The sequence below is a fragment of the Helicobacter pylori genome (genome assembly GCF_014496485.1).
Lineage (GTDB): Bacteria > Campylobacterota > Campylobacteria > Campylobacterales > Helicobacteraceae > Helicobacter > Helicobacter pylori_DD.
In genome coordinates, this window is record NZ_JACTAX010000001.1 from 121,801 (window position 1) to 141,949 (window position 20,149).

The window sequence follows — 20,149 nt, forward strand, 5'->3', positions numbered from 1 at the left end:
AACTATTTAGGCAGTATGATCTCTACTTCAATCGTTTCCACGCTCTGGTTGCTGTCAAGGGTTTTGAAATGGATGTCTGAAGATTTAGTGTATTTTTGAATGACGGCAATGATTTCTTTACGCATTTCTTCCATATAAGGTAAATTTAAGGTGCGCTCTTTGGCTAAAATCAATTTCAATCTATCGGTTGCGGTGGTCGCACTCCCTTTGTTTTTAAAAAGATCAAACAAACTCATGAAAATATCCCTTTTAACGCGCTAAAAAAGCCTCTTTTAGCCTTAAATTCCACATATTCCACTTCTTCGCCTAAAATCCTTCTGGTGATGCGTTGGTAAGCTTTCGCGCTCTCGCAGTCCGTGCGAATCACCGGCTCGCCCTTGTTGGTCGCTGAAATAATATGGTGATCTTCAGGAATGATCCCAATTAAAGGCAAGCATAAAATCTTAAGCACTTCTTCTATGGGAATCATCTCGCCATTTGCCACTAATTCAGGTTTTAAGCGATTGATTATCAAATGCTTATGCACTTCTTCGCCTCTTTCGGCCCGATTAGACTTTGCGTCAATAATGCCAATCACTCTGTCGCTATCCCTTAAGGAACTCACTTCCGGCGTTACCACCACTAACGCCATGTCCGCATGCAAAATCGCATGCTCAAAGCCGCTTTCAATCCCAGCCGGTGAGTCAATCAAAATATAGTCAAAATCCGCCCTTAAAGCGTTGATTAAAATCGCTACTTTTTCCTTATCTAAAACATTTTTATCCTTGCTTTGTGAAGCCGCTAAAAAAGAAAGGTTCTTCGTCTTTTTATCCGTGATTAAAGCCTGCGAAAGGTTGCAATTTTTTTCCATCACATCCACCACATCATAAACAATGCGATTTTCTAACCCTAAAATCATATCCAAGTTCCTAAGGCCTATGTCAAAATCAACCGCTACGACTTTTTTACCGCTCTCAGCCAAGCCGATCGCTAAATTAGCCGTGGTGGTGCTTTTACCCACGCCCCCCTTACCTGAAGTGATAGTAACTACTATTGCCATATGATTCCTTTTAATTTAATGATTTATTTTTTATAATTGAATGGGGCGCGTAAAATTTCCCCAATTTGTTCTATTTTAGTCTCTTTAAGGGCTTTCCTCTCTGTGTTTAGCCTAGGGTAATTCAAGCTCTTTTCTAGTAAAAAATCTTTAGCGAATGAGCCGTTTTGAATCTTTTTTAAGATTTTTTGCATGCGTTTTTTTAGCAGATTTCCCATAGGCTCTCTATGTTTAATCGCCCCAAATTCAGCGGTGTTAGAAATGTGTTTCCTTAAGCCCTCTACCCCCTTATGATGCAATAAATCCGCCACTAATTTCACTTCATGCACGCATTCAAAATAGGCTAATTCTTCAGGATATCCTGCCTTGATCAAGGTTTCAAACCCCATTCTCACAACCGCTTCTAACCCCCCGCACAAAACCGCTTGCTCGCCAAATAAATCGCTCTCGCATTCTTCTTTAAAGCTCGTTTCTAAAACCCCCATTCTCCCCCCACCCATCGCTTTAGCGTAGCTTAAAGCCACCGCTTTAGCGTTATTTTTTGAACTTTCTTGCTCTATGGCGATCAAATGGTATAAGCCCTTATTTTTAAGGTATTCTTCTCTTAAAGCGCTCCCTGGCCCTTTTGGCGCAACTAAAATCGCGCCCACGCCTTTTGGGAGAACAACCTGATTGAAATGCACACTAAAACCATGAGCAAAGCCTACAATCTGCCCCTCTTTTAAAAAAGGGATCACTTCTTTTTCTAACACTTCCTTATGCAATTCATCTGGGAGTAGTGCCATGATCACATCAGATTGTTGGACTAACTCCTTGACTCCCAGCACTTCAAAACCCTCTTTTTTTGCTTTTAAAGCGCTCAAACTCCCTTGATACAAGCCAATACGCACTTTTACTTTAGAGTCCCTCAAATTGAGCGCTTGGGCTTCTCCTTGCGCGCCATAGCCAATAATGCCCACTTGTAAGGATTGGATAACGCCTAAATCAATGTCTTTATCATAATAAACGGGTAATGCCAAAATCAAATCTCCTAGCGTGTTTAAGCAAGTATTTATTTTACCATAATGGGAGCGATAATGTTTAAAAACATGCAGAATATTAAGAAATGGTGTGCTCGGAGGGATTCAAACCCCCGACCTACAGGACCGCAACCTGTTGCTCTATTCAGCTGAGCTACGAGCACTTTTAAAGAAGTGAAACGATGATTATAGCAATAAAAGCTAATTTTTCACTTAAACGATGCGTTTTTTCTATTATAATTTAAGGCATGCAAAAAGATTACCAAAAACTCATCGTTTATTTATGCGATTTTTTAGAAAAAGAAGTTCAAAAAAAAGGCTTTAAAAAAGTCGTTTACGGGCTGAGTGGGGGGCTAGATAGCGCGGTCGTTGGGGTGCTGTGCCAAAAGGTTTTTAAAGAAAACGCCCATGCCCTTTTAATGCCCTCTTCAGTCTCTATGCCAGAAAGTAAAACAGACGCTTTAAATTTGTGCGAAAAATTTTCTATCCCTTATACAGAATATTCTATCGCTCCCTATGATAAAATTTTTGGCTCTCATTTTAAAGATGCAAGCCTTACTAGAAAGGGGAATTTTTGCGCAAGATTACGCATGGCTTTTTTATACGACTATTCTTTAAAAAGCGATTCTTTAGTCATTGGCACGAGCAATAAAAGTGAAAGAATGTTGGGTTATGGCACTTTATTTGGGGATTTGGCGTGCGCGATTAACCCGATTGGGGAATTATTTAAAACCGAAGTTTATGAACTCGCTTGCCATTTAAATATCCCTAAAAAGATTTTAAATAAGCCCCCTAGCGCGGATTTATTTGTAGGGCAAAGCGATGAAAAGGATTTAGGCTATCCTTATAGCGTGATCGATCCTTTATTAAAAGATATTGAAGCGTTGTTCAAAAACAAGCCCATTGATGCAGAAGCGCTCACTCAATTAGGCCATGATGAAATTTTAGTAAAAAACATCACAAGCCGTATCCAAAAAAACGCTTTTAAATTGGAATTACCCACTATCGCCAAACGATTTAACCCTAAATGAAAAGCGATAAACCCTTTTTAGAGCGCTATTTTTATGACCCCACTCTCCTACAAAAGGGGTTGATTTTCGCGCTCTATCCTTTTTCTTTGATCTATCAAGGCATCGCCACCCTTAAACGAAAAACCGCTAAAAAACATGATTTTAAAATCCCCATTATCAGTATAGGCAACCTCATCGCTGGGGGGAGCGGTAAAACGCCCTTTATTTTAGAAATCGCTCCAAGATACCAAGAAGTGGCGGTTGTTTCTAGGGGGTATCAACGGGATTCTAAAGGCTTAGTGGTGGTGAGCGTTAAAGGAAACATTTTAGTTCCTCAAAAAACAGCGGGCGATGAAGCCTATCTTTTAGCCTTAAATCTAAAACAAGCGAGCGTGATTGTGAGCGAAAAAAGAGAGTTAGGCGTTTTAAAAGCCCTTGAATTAGGGGCAAAGATCGTGTTTTTAGACGATGGTTTTAGGTTTAATTTCAACCAATTCAATTTGCTTTTAAAGCCTAAAGTCCCCCCCTACTACCCTTTTTGTTTGCCTAGCGGGTTGTATAGAGAAAGCATCAAAAGCTATAAAGAAGCCCATTTAGTCATTACCGAAGATAAGGATTATCAAAGAATCACCTCTATCGCCCACCCCACCAAACGCATGCTTTTAGTAACGGCTATCGCTAATCCCAGCAGGCTTGATGCGTTTTTACCCAAAGAAGTGGTTAAAAAATTGTATTTTAGAGACCATGCCCTTTTTGATTTGGAGCTTTTGGAAAAAGAGTTTTATCAAAATAGCGCCACTTCCTTATTGGTTACTTCAAAAGATCTCGTCAAATTACAAGATTGCAACTTGCCTTTAAGCGTGCTGGATTTAAAACTAGAAATTGATCCTAAAATTTTAGAGAAGATTGATCATTATATCCTTTCTTATCCTTGTAATACAAAAGAACGTCTATAAATTCCTTTTCTTTAAAGATAAAGCCTTTCAAACGCCCCTCTAACTCATAATGGTTTTTTTCATAAAAAGCGATCGCTTTGAAATTGTTTTCCATCACTTCTAAGTGCAAAGAATGCAATTGAAGCTCTTCAAAAGCGATGCATTCTAAAGCTTTTAAAATCGTTTCTCCCTTATTTTTCAAAAAAGGGTTTTTATAAATCCCCAAATACCCATGCTTATGAAAAAAATTGATTTTAGTGATAGAACCAACCCCCAAATAAACGCTCTCTTCTTTAAACAAAAAATAGCGGTGGTTAGGCGAATTTTTTAAATCTTCTATGAATTGCAAATGCGTTTTTAAAGAAATATTAGCGCTATACATCCATAAGGCAGTGTTTGGGTGGTTACGAAACTCTAAAACCAACAATTTTTCTTCATCGTTTAAATGGATAAAATCAATCGCTTGGGTATTTCCATAAGAATAATTTTTTTTCAAATTTCTAAAAACTCCCTTAATGCACCCTCTAGCTCACTCCCAAAGGCCAGGTTTTTTGCCCAGGCTTGATTTTTTTGAATTTGTAATTTTTCAAAATCTTTAGCTAGAGTTTTTAAACTCGTTTGTTTGAAAATACCCAAGCTTTCAAATTCCTTGCTTTGAAGGATTTGATTAGAAGCGATAGGAAGGATAAGAGAGGGCGTTTGAGAAAGGGCCAATTCATAGAGGGTTTGACCCGCAGCGCTAATGGCGCAAGCGCAAAATTTCATCAAAGAACTGAACTCCAAAGGGTTTAAAGGGCTGTAATAATGCGTGTTCTTGGGAGGATTTTTAGGCGTATAAGGTGAAATGATATGCAAATGCATGCCCTTATTTTCTAAAATTTTGACTATCTCTTTGAGCGTTTTTTGCTCGCTCCCCCCTAAAGTGATTAGCACTTCTTTATTTTCTGTATTTAAGGGGCGCTCATAGACAAAGCGAGTATCAACAGGGTAAAACCCCACCCCCAAATAATGATCTTTAGACGCATGGTTATAGTGTTTTAAAGCGTTCAGCGTGAAATTCATGATCTTGGTATTTTTAGGGTAAAACCCCTTAGCATGCTCTTCATCTTCTATCACCATAAGGCTTTTGGCTTTTTCTTTTAAAAGATAAAAATCCTTTGAATTTAAACGATAGCTGTCTGCAATCAACAAATCATCATTGCCAAAGCCCTCTAAAAAAGCGCTTATATTATTTTGCTTGTGTAAATAAAGGCTTGCTTCAACCCCTAATTTTTCTATAAAAGAAAGGATTTTTTCACAACGCCTCACATGCCCTAAACCGCTTGTTAAAAACGAATCGCACAAAATTTTTACTGGCATGCGTTTTTCAAACGGCTGTATTTGAGCTTGGCTAATTCTAAATCTTCTAAAGTGTCAATGTCTTGGACTTCTAAGGGCGATAATTCTAAAGCGATGGAATTTGGACTAAAAATAGGCCGCATTTCTTTAAAGGCTTGAGCCTTCCCCATATAAAACAATCCTGCGTCATGATAGAGCGTTTTTAAATCTTGCGTGCGCGTGTTTGAATGCTCTTTAAAAGCCATTTGAACGCCGTTTTCAAGGCTAAAAGAACGATAGGGCGAAGCGCTAAAGGGAGAGCATGTGAAAACATAATCCGTATTTTCTTTTAAAGCCTCAAAAGCGTTTTTTAAATGCTTTTCTTGCAAAAGCGCTGAAGTGCCATACAAGCAACACGCAATATCTTCATCTTTTAATTCTAATTCTTTCATGTGATAGGCCATCACCTCTAAAGTCGTAGCTCTATCGTCCGCTAAAATTTTAGGGCGCAAATTCAAAAAACTCGCCCCATAATTTTTAGCTAAATTCACATACTCCATGCTATCGCTAGAGATAAACACCTTTTCAAAGAGCTTGGAATTTAGTGCTGTTTCAATAGGGTAAGCGAGCATGGGTTTATTGAAAAAATCAATAATGTTTTTATTCTTGATCCTTTTACTGGAACTTCTGGCTAAAACAACAGCGATCGCTCTCATGCTAGGCTTTGCTCTTTTTAATAAGGCATTTGGGTTTCCATCGCATCAGCAGCGAATTTCTTTTTATTGGAATCGCTCAAATGCCCTAAATTCGTGTATTCAATCTTAGCATCGGCTAAAAACTTGGATTGGATGGTGTTATTCCTTTCAATATCATAAGGGCGGATCACCCCGCTCACCTTGAGGATTTGCTTTTCCCCATCCACTAGCACTTCCTTATTCCCATAGATGAAGTAATTCCCGTTTTCTAGCACCTTAATGATGCGAGCGCTCAACACGATCTCTAAATCTTCGCTCTTTTTTTGCGAGCCACCGCCTTTAAAATTCGTGTTATTGCTGGATTTGGTGAAATTGTAATTATTCTTATCGTCTAAATACTCTGCTTCTTGTCTCTTTCTTTCATCTAGCCCGTTATAAGTGAGTCTTGGTGGCGTGGAATTACCCCCTGAAGCGCTTTTATAATCTTTAGAGCTGGAATAATTCGCGCTCGCTTTCTCAGAAACAATGATTGTGATCAAATCGTTAGGCTTCATCGCCCTCCTGTCCGCAAATAAAGGACGCTCACCCTGCCCAAACAAACTCCCCAACTTGTTCAATTCAGGGATAAATTCTTTAGAGGGGGTTTCTTCTACATAACTAGGAGGGTTAAAATCAATTTTTGGCTCATTGGCTGATGCCATGCTGAATGCAACGCTAAACGCAACAGCCCCTAAATAAAGCGCTTTTTTCATCCACTAGCCTTACTTGAGTTATTTTAAGCCCTTGATTATACTCTCTTATAAAGAATAAATGCTTAATTTTGAGTAAGTTGTTGTAAAATTTAGATCTTTATAATGAAACTTAACTTGCAGGAGATAAAATTGAGAACCTTGTTAAAAATGTTAGTTGGTGCAAGCTTGCTAACACACGCCTTAGTAGCTAAAGAAGAAAGCGCAGTGCCTTCTTGGACAAAAAATTTGTATATGGGAGTCAATTACCAAACAGGTTCTATCAATTTAATGACTAATATCCATGAAGTTAGAGAAGTTACTAACTATCAAACCGGTTACACCAATATCATAACTAGCGTTAATAGCGTTAGAAAACTCACCAACATGGGATCTAATGGGATTGGATTAGTCATGGGCTATAACCACTTTTTCCATCCGGATAAAATCTTGGGCTTGCGCTATTTTGCTTTTTTAGATTGGCAAGGCTATGGCATGAGATACCCTAAAGGCTATTATGGCGGCAATAACATGATCACTTATGGCGTGGGCGTGGATGCGGTGTGGAATTTCTTCCAAGGGAGTTTCTATCAAGATGATATTAGCGTGGATATTGGCGTTTTTGGGGGGATTGCGATTGCGGGGAATAGCTGGTATATTGGCAGTAAAGGGCAGGAATTGTTAGGCATCACTAACAGCAGTGCGGTTGATAACACCTCTTTTCAATTCCTCTTTAACTTTGGCCTCAAGGCTTTATTTGTAGATGAACATGAATTTGAAATCGGTTTTAAATTCCCCACCATTAATAACAAATACTACACCACTGATGCGCTCAAGGTTCAAATGCGTAGGGTCTTTGCCTTTTATGTGGGGTATAATTATCACTTCTAAAGGGCTTTTAAAACCCAACGCAACTCCCTAACATTTTTTGATAATAGCTCTTGGCTTTGAGAATTGTCTCTGTGTCATCGGTTTTTAAAAGCACTTCGTAATTGTTTTCAAAAGCGTTTTTGCTCCAATTCGCTGAGCCTAAAAACACGATCTTATCATCAATGATCGCTACTTTTTGGTGCATGATGCCGTAATAATTCCCGTTTTTAGCCTTAAGCCCTTTCAATAAGCACACTTTCGTGTTAGGGTATTTGTCCAAATAGCCAATAGTGGATTGCTTGTTATTATGATTGCTTTCATAATCATAAATGATTTGCACCTTAATCCCCCTACTCGCTACGCTTTTAATGGCTCTTGCAATATCTCTGTGCGTGAAACTATAAATAGCGATTTTCACGCTCTCTCTAGCGTTACTAATCCCAGAAACTAAAGCATTCAAAGCCTCTCTTTGCTCATAAGGTAAGACAAATAAGCTGTTTTTAGCTTGCAAAACCCCTAAACAGCCCACTAACACACCCACGCCAACAATTTTTTTAAACTTGTTTAACATCAAATGATCCTTATTTTAAATTACACTCATGATAAAAATAACCAACCAAGTGGATTTTTGATTATAATAAAAGATTTAAAAAAAGCGATAAAAATGGATAGGCTTAAAGAAGCGTTTCTTAATAAAATAAGGAGTCCCTAAAATGAAAATGATTCTATTCAACCAAAACCCCATGATTGCAAAACTGCTTGAGAGTGTCTCTAAGAAATTGGAATTATCTATAGAAAATTTTAACCACTACCAAGAGCTGTCCGCACGCCTTAAAAAAGATCCAGAATGGCTTTTGATAGCCGATGATGAATGTTTGGAAAAACTAGATCAAGTGGATTGGCTAGAGTTAAAAGAAACCATCTCTCAAAATAAAAACAGCGTGTGCATGTATAAAAAAGGCAATGAATCGCAGCCCTTTTTAGAGGGCTTTGAGATGAAAATCAAAAAGCCTTTTTTACCCACTGAAGTTTTAAAAATCCTTCAAAAAAAGCTTGGTTCTGACATGAGCGAGCTAGAGCCTAGCCAGAATTTAGACCCAACTCAAGAAATTTTAGAAACCAATTGGGATGAGTTGGAAAATCTAGGCGATTTAGAAGCCCTAGCCAAAGAAGAGTCTAATAATGAAGAGCAGTTACTCCCCACTTTAGATGCGCAAGAAGTAGAAACCCCTAAAGAAGAAACGCAAGAAGAGGTTAAAAAAGAAGAAGTTAAAGAAATGCAAGAAGAAATTAAAGAAAAAGAAAAACAAGAAGTTGCAGAAAACCCCCAAGATGAAGAAAAGCCCAAAGATGATGAAACGCAAGGGAGCGTTGAAACCCCCAAAGATGAAGAAGTTTCTAAAGAATTAGAAACGCAAGAAAAATTAGAAATCCCCAAAGAAGAAACGCAAAAAGAAGTTAAGGAAGAGATCAAAGAAGAAACGCAAGAACAAGAGCCAATCAAAGAAGAAATGCAAGAAAATAAGGAGGAAAAACAAGAAAAAACACAAGATTCCCCAAGCACTCAAGAATTAGAGGCCATGCAAGAATTAGTCAAAGAAATCCAAGAAAACTCTAACGAGGATAAAAAAGAAACGCAAGAAAACGCAGAAATTCCACAAGATAAAGAAATCCAAGAAGTTGTTACCGAAAAAACCCAAGCGCAAGAATTAGAAATTCCTAAAGAAAAAACGCAAGAAAGCGCAGAAGCTCTCCAAGAAACCCAAGCACACGAGTTAGAAAAACAAGAAATCGCAGAAACACCGCAAGAATTAGAAATCCCCCAAGCACAAGAAAAAGAAACCCCACAAGAAGAAACCCAAGAAGTTGTTACCGAAAAAACCCAAGTGCAAGAAAAAGAAACGCCCAAAACCCAAGAAGACCATTACGAAAGCATTGAAGACATTCCTGAGCCGGTGATGGCTAAAGCGATGGGGGAAGAATTGCCCTTTTTGAATGAAGCCGTTGCAAAAACTCCTAATAATGAGAACGACACAGAAACCCCTAAAGAGAGTGTTACAGAAATCTCCAAGAATGAAAACGCCACAGAAACACCGCAAGAAAAAGAAGAAAGCGATAAAACTTCCAGCCCCCTAGAATTGCACTTGAATTTGCAGGATTTATTAAAGAGCCTGAATCAAGAGTCCTTAAAAAGCCTTTTAGAAAACAAAACCTTAAGCATTAAAATCACTTTAGAGGATAAAAAACCTAATGCATAATGATTTTAATTTACTCATCCTTTCAGGCCCTAGCGGAGCGGGTAAAAGCACCCTTACAAAGTATTTGCAAGAAAAAATCCCAAAAACCCATTTTTCCCTTTCCACCACCACACGAAAACCCAGAGAGGGCGAAGTTGATGGCTTGCATTATAATTTTGTCAGCGAAGAAGAGTTCAAACAAGGCATAGAAAAAGGGCAGTTTTTAGAATGGGCGATCGTGCATAACCACTATTATGGCACCTCTAAAATCCCTGTAGAAAAAGCCTTAAAAGAGGGCAAAATCGTCATTTTTGATATTGATGTGCAAGGGCATGAAATCCTTAAAAAGCATTACCCTAACGCATGCTCAGTCTTTATTAGCACCAAAAACCAAGAGATTTTAAAAGAGCGCTTGCTTTTAAGGGGGACGGATTCTAAAGAGACGATAGAAAAGCGCTTGATCAACGCTTATAAAGAAATGCAGTGCTTGGAGAGCTTTGATTACCTCATCATCAATGAAGATTTAGAAAAATCCAAAGAAATCATCTTAAGCATCGCAAAAACTTTAGTCTATCGCTTAAAAGCGTTTAATTTTGAAAAAATATGCAAGGCCTGGAAAAACGAATCCTTATAAAACCTATCAATTATTTTTTAAAAAAGCTATAATTCAAATAAAAACCAACCAATAAATTAAGGAGTAAAATATGGGCGGATTCACAAGCATATGGCATTGGGTCATTGTTTTATTAGTGATTGTGTTGTTATTTGGGGCTAAAAAGATCCCAGAGTTGGCTAAAGGTTTAGGCAGTGGGATTAAGAATTTCAAAAAAGCCGTGAAAGACGATGAAGAAGAGGCTAAAAACGAGCCAAAAACCCTAGACGCTCAAGCAACGCAAACCAAAGTGCATGAAACTAGCGAAATTAAAAGCAAACAAGAAAGTTGAACATGCACACTCTCATTAAGGGCGTTTTAGAAGAAATTTTAGAAGCTGAAGTCATTATTGAATACCCTAAAGACAGAGAGCATGGGCATTACGCTACGCCCATTGCTTTCAACCTCGCCAAAGTTTTTAAAAAATCGCCCTTAGCTATTGCTGAAGAGTTAGCCCTTAAAATCAGCACGCACGAAAAAACTCAAGGGTTTTTTGACAGCGTAGTGGCTTGTAAGGGCTATATCAATTTCACGCTTTCTTTAGATTTTTTAGAGCGTTTCACCCAAAAGGCTTTAGAATTAAAAGAACGATTTGGCTCTCAAGTTAAAAACGAACATTCTCAAAAAATCTTTTTAGAATTTGTGAGCGCTAACCCCACAGGGCCTTTACACATAGGGCATGCTAGAGGGGCGGTGTTTGGCGATAGTTTGGCTAAAATCGCTCGCTTTTTAGGGCATGAAGTTTTGTGCGAGTATTATGTCAATGACATGGGATCTCAAATCCGCTTGTTAGGGCTTTCGGTATGGCTCGCTTACAGAGAGCATGTTTTAAAAGAAAGCGTAACTTACCCAGAAGTCTTTTACAAAGGCGAATACATCATAGAAATCGCTAAAAAGGCGAACAACGATTTAGAGCCAAGCCTTTTCAAAGAAAACGAAGAGACGATTATTGAAGTTTTAAGCGGCTACGCTAAAGATTTAATGCTTTTAGAAATTAAGGATAATTTAGACGCTTTAGGCATTCATTTTGATTCTTATGCGAGCGAAAGAGAAATTTTTAAACATAAAGATGCGGTGTTTGAACGATTAGAAAAAGCGAACGCCCTTTATGAAAAGGATTCTAAAATCTGGATCAAATCTTCACTCTACCAAGATGAAAGCGATCGGGTGCTCATTAAAGAAGATAAAAGCTACACTTATCTAACCGGCGATGTTGTCTATCATGATGAAAAATTCAAGCAAGATTATACCAAATACATCAACATTTGGGGGGCAGACCACCACGGCTATATCGCTAGAGTGAAAGCCAGCCTTGAGTTTTTGGGCTATGATTCCAACAAGCTTGAAGTCTTACTCGCTCAAATGGTGCGCTTGCTCAAAGACAACGAGCCTTACAAGATGAGTAAAAGAGCGGGTAATTTTATTTTGATTAAAGATGTGATTGATGATGTGGGTAAAGATGCTTTAAGGTTTATTTTTTTGAGCAAACGGCTTGACACCCATTTAGAATTTGATGTCAATACCTTAAAAAAGCAAGACAGCTCAAACCCTATTTATTATATCCATTACGCTAATTCGCGCATCCACACCATGCTAGAAAAATCCCCCTTTTCTAAAGAAGAGATCTTGCAAACCCCTTTAAAAAATTTAAACGCCGAAGAAAAATACCTGCTTTTTAGCGCTTTAAGCTTGCCTAAAGCAATTGAATCTTCTTTTGAAGAATACGGCTTGCAAAAAATGTGCGAATACGCAAAAACCCTCGCCTCAGAATTCCACCGCTTCTATAACGCTGGCAAAATCTTAGACACCCCTAAAGCGAAAGAGCTTTTAAAAATTTGTTTAATGGTGAGTTTGAGCTTAAGCAACGCTTTCAAACTTTTAGGCATAGAAATCAAAACCAAAATTTCCGCTAAAGATTAAGCTAATATTTAATTTTTTGTTATAACATTCCCCTTATTTTTTGAAAATAAGGAGAATATTTTGCTTAATCGTATTATAGAACACATGAACGCTCACCATGTAGAAGACATGAAAGGTTTGTTGAAAAAATTCGGGCAAGTCCATCACGCTGAAAATGTCGCCTTTAAAAGCGTGGATCCTCAAGGCATTGTGATTGGTTACAATAACAATCAAACCTTAAGGATTGAATTTAACCACGAAGTTAAAGACCCCAAAGACTACAAAAACGCTATCATTGAATTGTGCCAAAGCGTGGAAAAAACCCATGATTTAAAAGGCGTGGAAGAAGAAGTTAAAGCCTTTAAAGGAAGCTTTGATTCTGTTTGTTTAGCGACCTTACACCCTAATGGGCATGTGGTATGCTCTTATGCACCTTTAATGAGCGATGGCAAACAATACTACATTTATGTGAGCGAAGTGGCTGAGCATTTTGCGGGCCTTAAAAACAACCCCCACAATGTGGAAGTGATGTTTTTAGAAGACGAGAGCAAGGCTAAATCAGCTATTTTGAGAAAACGCTTGCGTTATAAAACCCACGCTCGTTTTATTGAAAGAGGGGCGGAGTTTGACAAAGCGTTTGATTCTTTCATTGAAAAAACCGGTGGCGCTGGGGGCATTAAAACCATTCGCGCCATGCAAGATTTCCATTTGATCGCATTGGATTTCAAAGAAGGGCGTTTTGTGAAAGGCTTTGGTCAAGCTTATGATATTTTAGGCGATAAAATCGCTTATGTTGGGGATAAAGGCAACCCGCACAATTTCTCTCACAAGAAATAAACTTTCTCACTCATAAGGGGCAAACGCCCCAAAAGAGTGCTTTTTAAAGAGATTACGGCAAAATCAAGCTCTTTAGTATTTAATCTTAAAAAATACTAAAAGCCTTTTTATGAGCTAACACCACACAAAAAGCATCAAAAACAAAAAAATGACAAAATTTTTCCAAAATGACAAAAAAACGCTTTCATGCTATTCAGTGATGCTCTTTTTAAGCCTAGCCCATAGTTAAATCTCTGTTTCAGCAATGAAAACCACCGCAAAGAAGTCTTATTCTAGTAGAAGCCTTTGTTTTTATGAAGCGCTTTAGACACAAGCTCTATAACGCTAATAGCCAACTCTTTTTCATTCAATCGTGGGGCCTCTTTAATAATACGGGTATTGATAAAAAGGACGCTCCTTAAAAATTTATTCTTATCTTTCTTTTATTATGCGCTATCAATTAACAAGTTTCAATATAATACAAAATCTTGTTTTTTTATAATTTATCGTTTGTTAAGGATCAAAATGCGCGTGTTTGTTTGCTTTTTAGGGGTTTTTGTGTCTAACGGCTTGGCTCGTTTTGGCTATGTGGTTTTAATCCCCCTACTCATTTTATCAGGGAGTTTAACCCCACACCAAAGCTTCCAACTGGGTATTGCGGTGTTAATGGGCTATGTTTTTGGGAGTTTTTTAATCCAATTTTTAAGCCCGTTAATGTCATTAGAAAGCATCGCTAAAATCAGTTTTGGCTTAATCGCTTTGAGTTTTTTAGTCTGTTATTTTGATAGTATCCCTTTTTTTTGGCTTTGGATCTGGCGTTTTATCGCCGGTGTGGCTAGTAGCGCGTTAATGATTTTAGTCGCTCCTCTCTCTTTGCCCTATGTCAAAGAACATAAAAAAGCCTTAGTGGGAGGGCTTATTTTTAGCGCTGTAGGCATTGGATCTGTCTTTAGCGGGTTTGTTCTGCCTTGGATCAGCTCTTATAATATCAAATGGGCATGGATTTTTTTAGGGGGCAGTTGTTTGATAGCCTTCATCCTTTCCTTAGTGGGGTTAAAAACCCGTTCTTTAAGGAAAAAATCCGTTAAAAAAGAAGAAAGCGCGTTTAAAATCCCCTTTCATTTGTGGTTATTGCTCATTTCTTGCGCGCTCAATGCGATTGGTTTTTTACCGCACACGCTTTTTTGGGTGGATTATTTGATCCGTCATTTAAATATCTCCCCCACTATCGCTGGAACTTCATGGGCGTTTTTTGGCTTTGGCGCTACGCTTGGCTCTTTAATCAGCGGCCCCATGGCTCAAAAGCTAGGGGCTAAAGAAGCCAATATCTTTATCCTCATTTTAAAATCCATCGCATGCTTTTTACCCATTTTTTTCCACCAAATCTCTTTACTCAATTTAAGTATCTTTATAATGGGAGCGGCCACAACCGCCAATATCAATTTATTCAGCATGATGGCTTTAAAAATTGCAGGCGCGAAGCATTTCGCTAAAGCGTCTTCGTGGGTGGTGTTTTCTTTTGGCATTTTCCAAGCACTTTTCTCGTATCTTTTCACGATCTTTTTAGGGGATTTGGGCTATGTTTTGATTTTTGTTATTTGTGGGGTGTGTTTGGTTTTAAGCTTCATCGTTCTTTTCCCTATCAAAATGCAAACAGCTATCCATAAATAGAAAAATTATGGGGTTTCAAAACCCTTGATGCCGAGAAAATCCTTAAAACCCTTTAATGAATTTAAGATTTTTTCACGCCCTAAATGGCGCACAATAAAAACGAGGTTAGAGCCGTTTTGATCCTTTAAAATGTGCTTGGGCGGGTAAATGACATGCATCACGCCATTAATACTCACCAAAAGATCGCTTCCAATATCAATAATCCCCTTGATACGTAAAATCTGCGTGCCGTATTGATGCAACAACAAACTCAGCCAAATCCCAAACGCGCTCCATTCCATCGCGCCTTCAAAACTAACGCTTAAAGTCTCAAAGCCTTGCGAGTGCGAATCTTTTGGCATTCTTGGCATAAAATTTCGTGCCCTATTGTTGCGTGAAAAAAAGCTTTCGTAATCTATATTTTTCTTGTCAAAAATTTCTGCACTAGGGTTAAGGGATTGTATTCGTTCTTTTAGTTTTGTTAAAGCCGTGCTGTCGTTTTGCAAATCCGTTTTGGTCAATAAAACGCTATCAGCAAAAACGATTTGCTCTTTAGCTTCGTTGTTTGTTAAATGCACTTTAGCGTTCAAAACATCCACGCAAACCACCACGCTTTGAATCTCAAAATGCGCCCCTAAAAAAACATCGCTCAAAATCGTCCATAAAATCGGCGCTGGGTTGGCTAAACCGGTGGTTTCAATGATGACGCGCTTTAGAATTTCGCCGTGCCATTCATAGTTGTTGAGCGTGGCTTTTAGAGACTCCACTAAATCTAAGCGTTTGTTGCAACACACACACCCTGCGTTAAGATAGAGCATTTTTTCACCGCAATATTGAACGCTTAAGATGCGCTGATCCAAAGCGGCTTGCCCGATTTCATTGATGATGAGGGCAACGCCTTGGTGATTCATTTGGTTTAAATATTCGCTTAAAAAACTCGTTTTACCGCTGCCTAAAAAACCTGTGATGAGCGTGATAGGGATTTTAGGCATCAGTGAGTGGCGTGTGGGTTTTGATTTAAAAACGCTAACAGATTAGAATCCAACGCGTCCATTTCTTTTTTGGCTAGATTTTGTGCCTTACCCCACAAATCGCCTAAATCATTCACGATCACGCTCTGCCCTTTTTTATCGCACAGCACAAATTTCGTGCCTTGCCAATCATCAATTTTTAGCCCATAAAACGCCAGAATTTGATTGAGCAACCCCACCCGTTTGAGCCTCGCTCTTTTGCGTTCTCTGGCGTTTTCATTCGCGCTAATAAGCGCATTTGGCCCTCTCAAATTTGCATCGCTCCCATAACTATCGCTCCCATCGGTCCCATCGGTCCCATAATTTCCATCGGCCCAATGAAAAGAGCTGATAAGCTCCCCGCATAAAACGCACATCTTTCAACCTTTTAATCAAACGCCAAAAATCTTTTTGGCGTTATCGCTATTTTTTCCTAGGGTTTCGTTTTAAGAAATCATCAGCGATTTCATTGAACGTTACCCAACGCACGCCCTCGTGCTGGTTGATATGTTCAATGATTTTTTCATGCATGAGCAACACTTGTGGGCGAGCGCTCACATCAGGGTGGATTGTCATAGTAAATACCGCATAATCCATCTCACGATAAACCCAATCAAATTGATCGATCCACATTTGCCCTATATCGTGCGGGCTTACAAAACCAAAACTATTGGGGGATTTTTTGATAAACATCATCGGCGGCAAATCGTCCAAATACCAGTTTGCAGGGATTTCCACCAGATCGGTTTCCACCCCACGGATTAAAGGCTTCATCCAATCCTTGGCTTCCAAACTATAATCAATCTTGCTCCAACTATCCCCCACGCGCACATAATAGGGCGTAAAATCATTATGCATGAGCGAGTGGTCGTATTTGAAGCCGTGTTTTAAAAGCAATTCATTAGTGATATTAGAAAACTCCCACCACGGCGCCACATAGCCTGTGGGGGCTTTGCCGGTGAGATCTTTAATCAACTCAACGCTTTTTAACAAAACATCTTCTTCTTGCTTGGCCGTCATAGCGATAGGGTTTTCATGCGAATACCCATGCGCGCCCACTTCATGCCCTGCATCCACGATCATTTTCATTTGTTCAGGAAAAGTTTCAATAGAATGCCCCGGCGAAAACCAAGTCGCAGGGAGATGGTATTTTTTAAACAATTTCAAAAGCCGTGGGATCCCCACTTCACCCGCAAAAAGCCCGCGCGAAATATCATCAGGCGAATCCTCCCCACCATAGCTCCCTAGCCAACCAGCCACCGCATCAATATCCACACCATAAGCCACTAAAATTTCTTTTGCCATAATCGCTCCTTTTTAAGTGAGTTTTCCAAACCCCTTTTTGGTGAGTTTGGTGTCAAAATCTTGTAAATAAGGGATTTTTTGGCGTTGCAACGCCACTTCGTTTAAATCCATTTCGGCGATAATGACTTCATTAAGCTTAGTGGCTTGCGCGATGATTTTCCCATTGGGCGCGATGATTCTTGAATCGCCGGCAAATTCTAGCGTTTGTTTTAATTGAGCGTTAGTTTCTCCCCCACTATGATTGCACGCGCACACAAAACAGCCATTTTCTAACGCTCTAGCCCTGCTCAATAAATCCCAATTATAAGCCCTAGCTTTGCCAAACGCACTAGGATAAATTAAAATCTCCGCTCCTTGTAACGCAAGCAAATTCGCACCCACGCCAAAGCCGATTTCATAGCAAATTTGCAAACCCACTTTCGCGCTAAAGTCCCCAAAATCCAGCGTAAAAACCTCGTATTTTTTACCCCTTTTGAAGCGCGATTTTTCATCGCCCCACAAATAAATCTTGCGGTGTTTTCCAACGATTTTTCCTTTTGATGGAATGATATAAGCGCTGTCGTAAAGTTTTTGATTGGTTTTTTCAATGCTGCATGCCACTAGATGCACTTTATTAGATTTTGCAAAATCGCTTAACGCGCTCAACGACTCGTTTTTTAGGGTTTCCTCGCCATGCTCTATCGCTTTAAGATTTATCCCAAACTCTGCGTCTTTATCATTCGTGCAATAACCGCTATCAAACAATTCCGGCAAAACAATGAGATTCGCGCCTTTGTTGTGGGCTTCTTTGGCTAGATTGAGTGCTAATTGCAAGTTTTCATTTAAGGCGTATGGTTTGGATTGCATTTGAATCACGGCGGTTTTTAGGATTCTTTTAGCGGGATTTTTTGTTTTCAAGATCCACTCCCATTTTTGTTTTTATTGTATAGGATTAAAAATTAAAAGAGGATTAAAGGGGTTAAAATCCATATGCGTTTGTGTCAAAACTTACCATTATTGTTTAAGAATCGTAATAACGCGCTAGAGAGCGAGCTCACAAACACGCCGATAAGAAACGACAATCCGTTAAAAAGATGCAAGAATAAAAGCACTCCTAAAATGCCTAGTAAAACCCCATACCCTCCTAAACGCCACACATTGAAAGACATTTCCAAGCCCAGGGCGAATTTTTGGAATTTTTGCTTTTCTTCTTTTTCTCCTGAATTTTGTTTCCTTAAATCCAAACGCTTTTTAACGCCGTAATACGAAGACAACGCCACGATAAAAAACCCCAAAAACCCCCCTTCAAAATTCAAAACCCCTTGAAATGCTTGGAAAAAATAAACGATAATCGCGCTAACTATATTGATAAAAAGTAAAATAAGCAAACATTGGATTTGGCACATGGGATTTTATTGGATTTATTTTGTTTTGTTTTGTGTGTATTTAGGGTCTTTGGCTAGTTCTTCATAGTCTTTTTGCATGTTTTTATAAGCTTTATAGACATTGAGAAAGCTCGCTAACACGCCCCAGATAACCCCAAGCCAAAAAAGCCACGAAATGTGAGTGAGCTTTTTAAGCCCATAGCCTATAGCCACGCCCATAAGGATCGCTACCACCATAGACAGCCCCAAGCTCAAATAATTCGCCCCCTCTATGAATTTATAATACTTTGGCTTTTTCAAAAAATTCACACACCTTTTATGATTTCATCAAAACTTTCATCAGCTTTTGCAACCACCAAATCAATCATTTCTTCAGTCATAGGCTCACAAATAAAGCCGGTTTCAAAGCTTGAACATGCCAAATACACGCCCTTAAAGAGCATTTTTTGGTGGAATTTTGCAAACATTTCTGTATCGCTTTTTAAAGCGTCATCAAAATCACGCACCGCATTTTCGTTAAAGAAAAAGCCAAACATGCTCCCCATATTGAGCGTTTGTAAAGCGATGTTATAGCTTTGAGCGCTCTTTTTTAAACCTTGAGTCAAACGAACGGCTAAAGCGTTTAAGCGGGTATAAAGGGTTTTGTCTCTTTTGATTTTATAAAGCACGCTCAACCCCGCGCACACCGCTAGGGGGTTACCGCTTAAGGTGCCTGCTTGATACACCCCTCCAATGGGCGAAAGCAAGTCCATAATTTCCGCACGCCCCCCAAAACACGCCAAAGGAAGCCCCGCGCCTATCACCTTACCAAAGGTTACCAAATCCGGCACCACGCCATAAAATTCTTGCGAACCGCTCAAACTCGCTCTAAACCCGCTCATCACTTCATCTAAAATCAGCACCGCTTGGTATTTTTCACACAAAGCCTTTAAGCCCAGTAAAAACTCTTTTTGAGCCGGCACTAACCCCATATTCCCAGCAATGGGTTCAACGATGACGCAACCCACATCGCCTTTTTTGAAGCATTCTTCTGTGGAGTTTAAATCGTTATAACGAGCCACTAGAGTGTGTTTGCTAAAATCGTTCGGCACGCCTAAAGAAGAAGGCGATCCAAAAGTAGCACACCCGCTACCCGCTTTCACCAATAAGGAGTCGCTATGCCCATGATAGCACCCTTCAAACTTGATCAAATCGTCTTTTTGGCTAAAAGCTCTAGCGAGTCGTATCGCGCTCATGGTCGCTTCTGTGCCACTATTCACTAAACGCACCTTATCTAAGCCTTCATAACAAGAAATGATTTCCTTAGCTAAAGTGGTTTCTAATTCTGTGGGAGCGCCAAAAGAAGTGCCTTTTTTTAATGCATTAATAATATTTTTTTCAATCTCTTCATCAGCATGCCCAAAAATCAAAGGCCCCCAGCTTTGCACAAAATCTATATAATGGTTGTTATCCACATCATAAAGATACGCCCCCTTACCCTTTAAAATAAAGGGGGGAGTGCCTTTAACGCTCTTAAACGCCCTCACAGGCGAATTGACCCCCCCAGCGATCACCTGCTTAGCTTCATTAAAATCATTAATGCTGTGCAACAACTCCATGATTTTAC

At 39.2% G+C, this 20,149-nt stretch carries 24 protein-coding genes and 1 tRNA gene; 9 read left to right on the plus strand and 16 right to left on the minus strand.

Annotated features, from left to right (window positions below; genetic code table 11):
• Window positions 1–2 precede the first annotated feature (2 nt).
• The 4 genes from minE to IC572_RS00615 all read right to left on the minus strand — a co-directional run bounded on the left by minE (window position 3) and on the right by IC572_RS00615 (window position 2,219).
• Window positions 3–236: a cell division topological specificity factor MinE gene (gene minE / locus IC572_RS00600; RefSeq protein ID WP_000051478.1), complete on the minus strand. Its 234-nt coding sequence runs from the start codon at window positions 234–236 to the stop codon at window positions 3–5.
• Window positions 233–1,039: a septum site-determining protein MinD gene (gene minD, locus IC572_RS00605; RefSeq protein WP_187854710.1), complete on the minus strand. Its 807-nt coding sequence runs from the start codon at window positions 1,037–1,039 to the stop codon at window positions 233–235. The genes minE and minD overlap by 4 nt, the downstream gene beginning before the upstream one ends.
• A 23-nt stretch (window positions 1,040–1,062) precedes the next feature.
• Complete coding sequence (gene ilvC / locus IC572_RS00610; protein ID WP_187854711.1) at window positions 1,063–2,055, minus strand: ketol-acid reductoisomerase; 993 nt, start codon at window positions 2,053–2,055, stop codon at window positions 1,063–1,065.
• A gap of 87 nt (window positions 2,056–2,142) precedes the next feature.
• Window positions 2,143–2,219: transfer RNA gene (locus IC572_RS00615), tRNA-Arg, on the minus strand.
• An 84-nt stretch (window positions 2,220–2,303) separates the two neighbouring features.
• Here IC572_RS00615 and IC572_RS00620 point away from each other — a divergent pair.
• Window positions 2,304–3,086, plus strand: coding sequence for an NAD+ synthase (locus tag IC572_RS00620; RefSeq protein WP_187854712.1), 783 nt, complete (start codon window positions 2,304–2,306; stop codon window positions 3,084–3,086).
• Entirely contained in the window at window positions 3,083–4,021 is a 939-nt protein-coding gene (locus tag IC572_RS00625; RefSeq protein WP_187854713.1) for a tetraacyldisaccharide 4'-kinase, read from the plus strand. The genes IC572_RS00620 and IC572_RS00625 overlap by 4 nt, the downstream gene beginning before the upstream one ends.
• Here IC572_RS00625 and pseH read toward each other — a convergent pair.
• From pseH to flgH, 4 genes are read right to left on the minus strand one after another with little or no spacing between them, the layout of a single operon-like run.
• On the minus strand, window positions 3,954–4,496 hold the full coding sequence (gene pseH / locus IC572_RS00630; RefSeq protein WP_187854714.1) for a UDP-4-amino-4,6-dideoxy-N-acetyl-beta-L-altrosamine N-acetyltransferase: 543 nt from the start codon (window positions 4,494–4,496) through the stop codon (window positions 3,954–3,956). The two genes, IC572_RS00625 and pseH, sit on opposite strands and share 68 nt — an antisense overlap.
• Complete coding sequence (locus IC572_RS00635) at window positions 4,493–5,359, minus strand: CMP-N-acetylneuraminic acid synthetase (RefSeq protein WP_232263297.1); 867 nt, start codon at window positions 5,357–5,359, stop codon at window positions 4,493–4,495. The genes pseH and IC572_RS00635 overlap by 4 nt, the downstream gene beginning before the upstream one ends.
• Window positions 5,350–6,033: a pseudaminic acid cytidylyltransferase gene (gene pseF, locus IC572_RS00640; RefSeq protein ID WP_187854715.1), complete on the minus strand. Its 684-nt coding sequence runs from the start codon at window positions 6,031–6,033 to the stop codon at window positions 5,350–5,352. Before pseF ends, IC572_RS00635 begins: the two co-directional genes overlap by 10 nt.
• A 17-nt stretch (window positions 6,034–6,050) precedes the next feature.
• On the minus strand, window positions 6,051–6,764 hold the full coding sequence (gene flgH, locus IC572_RS00645) for a flagellar basal body L-ring protein FlgH (protein ID WP_187854716.1): 714 nt from the start codon (window positions 6,762–6,764) through the stop codon (window positions 6,051–6,053).
• Window positions 6,765–6,893: 129 nt separating this feature from the next.
• Here flgH and IC572_RS00650 point away from each other — a divergent pair, with 129 nt between their 5' ends.
• Window positions 6,894–7,631, plus strand: a complete 738-nt coding sequence (locus IC572_RS00650; protein ID WP_187854717.1) for an outer membrane protein — start codon at window positions 6,894–6,896, stop codon at window positions 7,629–7,631.
• 7 nt (window positions 7,632–7,638) lie between these two features.
• Here IC572_RS00650 and IC572_RS00655 read toward each other — a convergent pair whose 3' ends face one another.
• Window positions 7,639–8,181, minus strand: coding sequence for a phospholipase D-like domain-containing protein (locus tag IC572_RS00655; protein ID WP_000932500.1), 543 nt, complete (start codon window positions 8,179–8,181; stop codon window positions 7,639–7,641).
• A gap of 142 nt (window positions 8,182–8,323) precedes the next feature.
• Here IC572_RS00655 and chePep point away from each other — a divergent pair, with 142 nt between their 5' ends.
• From chePep to IC572_RS00685, 6 genes are all read left to right on the plus strand, one after another.
• Window positions 8,324–9,868, plus strand: coding sequence for a chemotaxis regulatory protein ChePep (gene chePep / locus IC572_RS00660; protein WP_187854718.1), 1,545 nt, complete (start codon window positions 8,324–8,326; stop codon window positions 9,866–9,868).
• A complete protein-coding gene (gmk, locus tag IC572_RS00665; RefSeq protein ID WP_000551231.1) occupies window positions 9,861–10,481 on the plus strand; it encodes a guanylate kinase in 621 nt (206 codons plus the stop codon). The genes chePep and gmk overlap by 8 nt, the downstream gene beginning before the upstream one ends.
• A 70-nt stretch (window positions 10,482–10,551) precedes the next feature.
• The gene (gene tatA, locus IC572_RS00670) at window positions 10,552–10,791 is read left to right on the plus strand and encodes a twin-arginine translocase TatA/TatE family subunit (RefSeq protein ID WP_000508590.1); all 240 of its coding nucleotides are present in this window, start codon (window positions 10,552–10,554) and stop codon (window positions 10,789–10,791) included.
• 2 nt (window positions 10,792–10,793) lie between these two features.
• Window positions 10,794–12,419, plus strand: a complete 1,626-nt coding sequence (argS, locus tag IC572_RS00675; protein ID WP_187854719.1) for an arginine--tRNA ligase — start codon at window positions 10,794–10,796, stop codon at window positions 12,417–12,419.
• Window positions 12,420–12,479: 60 nt separating this feature from the next.
• Complete coding sequence (locus IC572_RS00680; RefSeq protein ID WP_187854720.1) at window positions 12,480–13,235, plus strand: HugZ family heme oxygenase; 756 nt, start codon at window positions 12,480–12,482, stop codon at window positions 13,233–13,235.
• Between the two features lie 504 nt (window positions 13,236–13,739).
• Entirely contained in the window at window positions 13,740–14,885 is a 1,146-nt protein-coding gene (locus tag IC572_RS00685; protein ID WP_001263607.1) for a YbfB/YjiJ family MFS transporter, read from the plus strand.
• A 5-nt stretch (window positions 14,886–14,890) separates the two neighbouring features.
• Here IC572_RS00685 and IC572_RS00690 read toward each other — a convergent pair whose 3' ends face one another.
• The 7 genes from IC572_RS00690 to hemL all read right to left on the minus strand — a co-directional run bounded on the left by IC572_RS00690 (window position 14,891) and on the right by hemL (window position 20,141).
• Entirely contained in the window at window positions 14,891–15,856 is a 966-nt protein-coding gene (locus IC572_RS00690; protein ID WP_187854721.1) for a CobW family GTP-binding protein, read from the minus strand.
• On the minus strand, window positions 15,856–16,251 hold the full coding sequence (locus IC572_RS00695; RefSeq protein WP_187854722.1) for a hypothetical protein: 396 nt from the start codon (window positions 16,249–16,251) through the stop codon (window positions 15,856–15,858). Before IC572_RS00695 ends, IC572_RS00690 begins: the two co-directional genes overlap by 1 nt.
• Before the next feature lie 46 nt (window positions 16,252–16,297).
• On the minus strand, window positions 16,298–17,179 hold the full coding sequence (locus IC572_RS00700; RefSeq protein ID WP_187854723.1) for a polysaccharide deacetylase family protein: 882 nt from the start codon (window positions 17,177–17,179) through the stop codon (window positions 16,298–16,300).
• Between the two features lie 12 nt (window positions 17,180–17,191).
• The gene (locus IC572_RS00705) at window positions 17,192–18,076 is read right to left on the minus strand and encodes a carbon-nitrogen hydrolase family protein (RefSeq protein WP_187854724.1); all 885 of its coding nucleotides are present in this window, start codon (window positions 18,074–18,076) and stop codon (window positions 17,192–17,194) included.
• Window positions 18,077–18,159: 83 nt separating this feature from the next.
• Window positions 18,160–18,564, minus strand: a complete 405-nt coding sequence (locus IC572_RS00710) for a hypothetical protein (RefSeq protein WP_100982474.1) — start codon at window positions 18,562–18,564, stop codon at window positions 18,160–18,162.
• Window positions 18,565–18,579: 15 nt separating this feature from the next.
• Complete coding sequence (locus IC572_RS00715) at window positions 18,580–18,843, minus strand: AtpZ/AtpI family protein (protein ID WP_000743087.1); 264 nt, start codon at window positions 18,841–18,843, stop codon at window positions 18,580–18,582.
• Between the two features lie 5 nt (window positions 18,844–18,848).
• Window positions 18,849–20,141, minus strand: coding sequence for a glutamate-1-semialdehyde 2,1-aminomutase (gene hemL / locus IC572_RS00720; RefSeq protein ID WP_187854725.1), 1,293 nt, complete (start codon window positions 20,139–20,141; stop codon window positions 18,849–18,851).
• Between the last annotated feature and the right edge of the window lie 8 nt (window positions 20,142–20,149).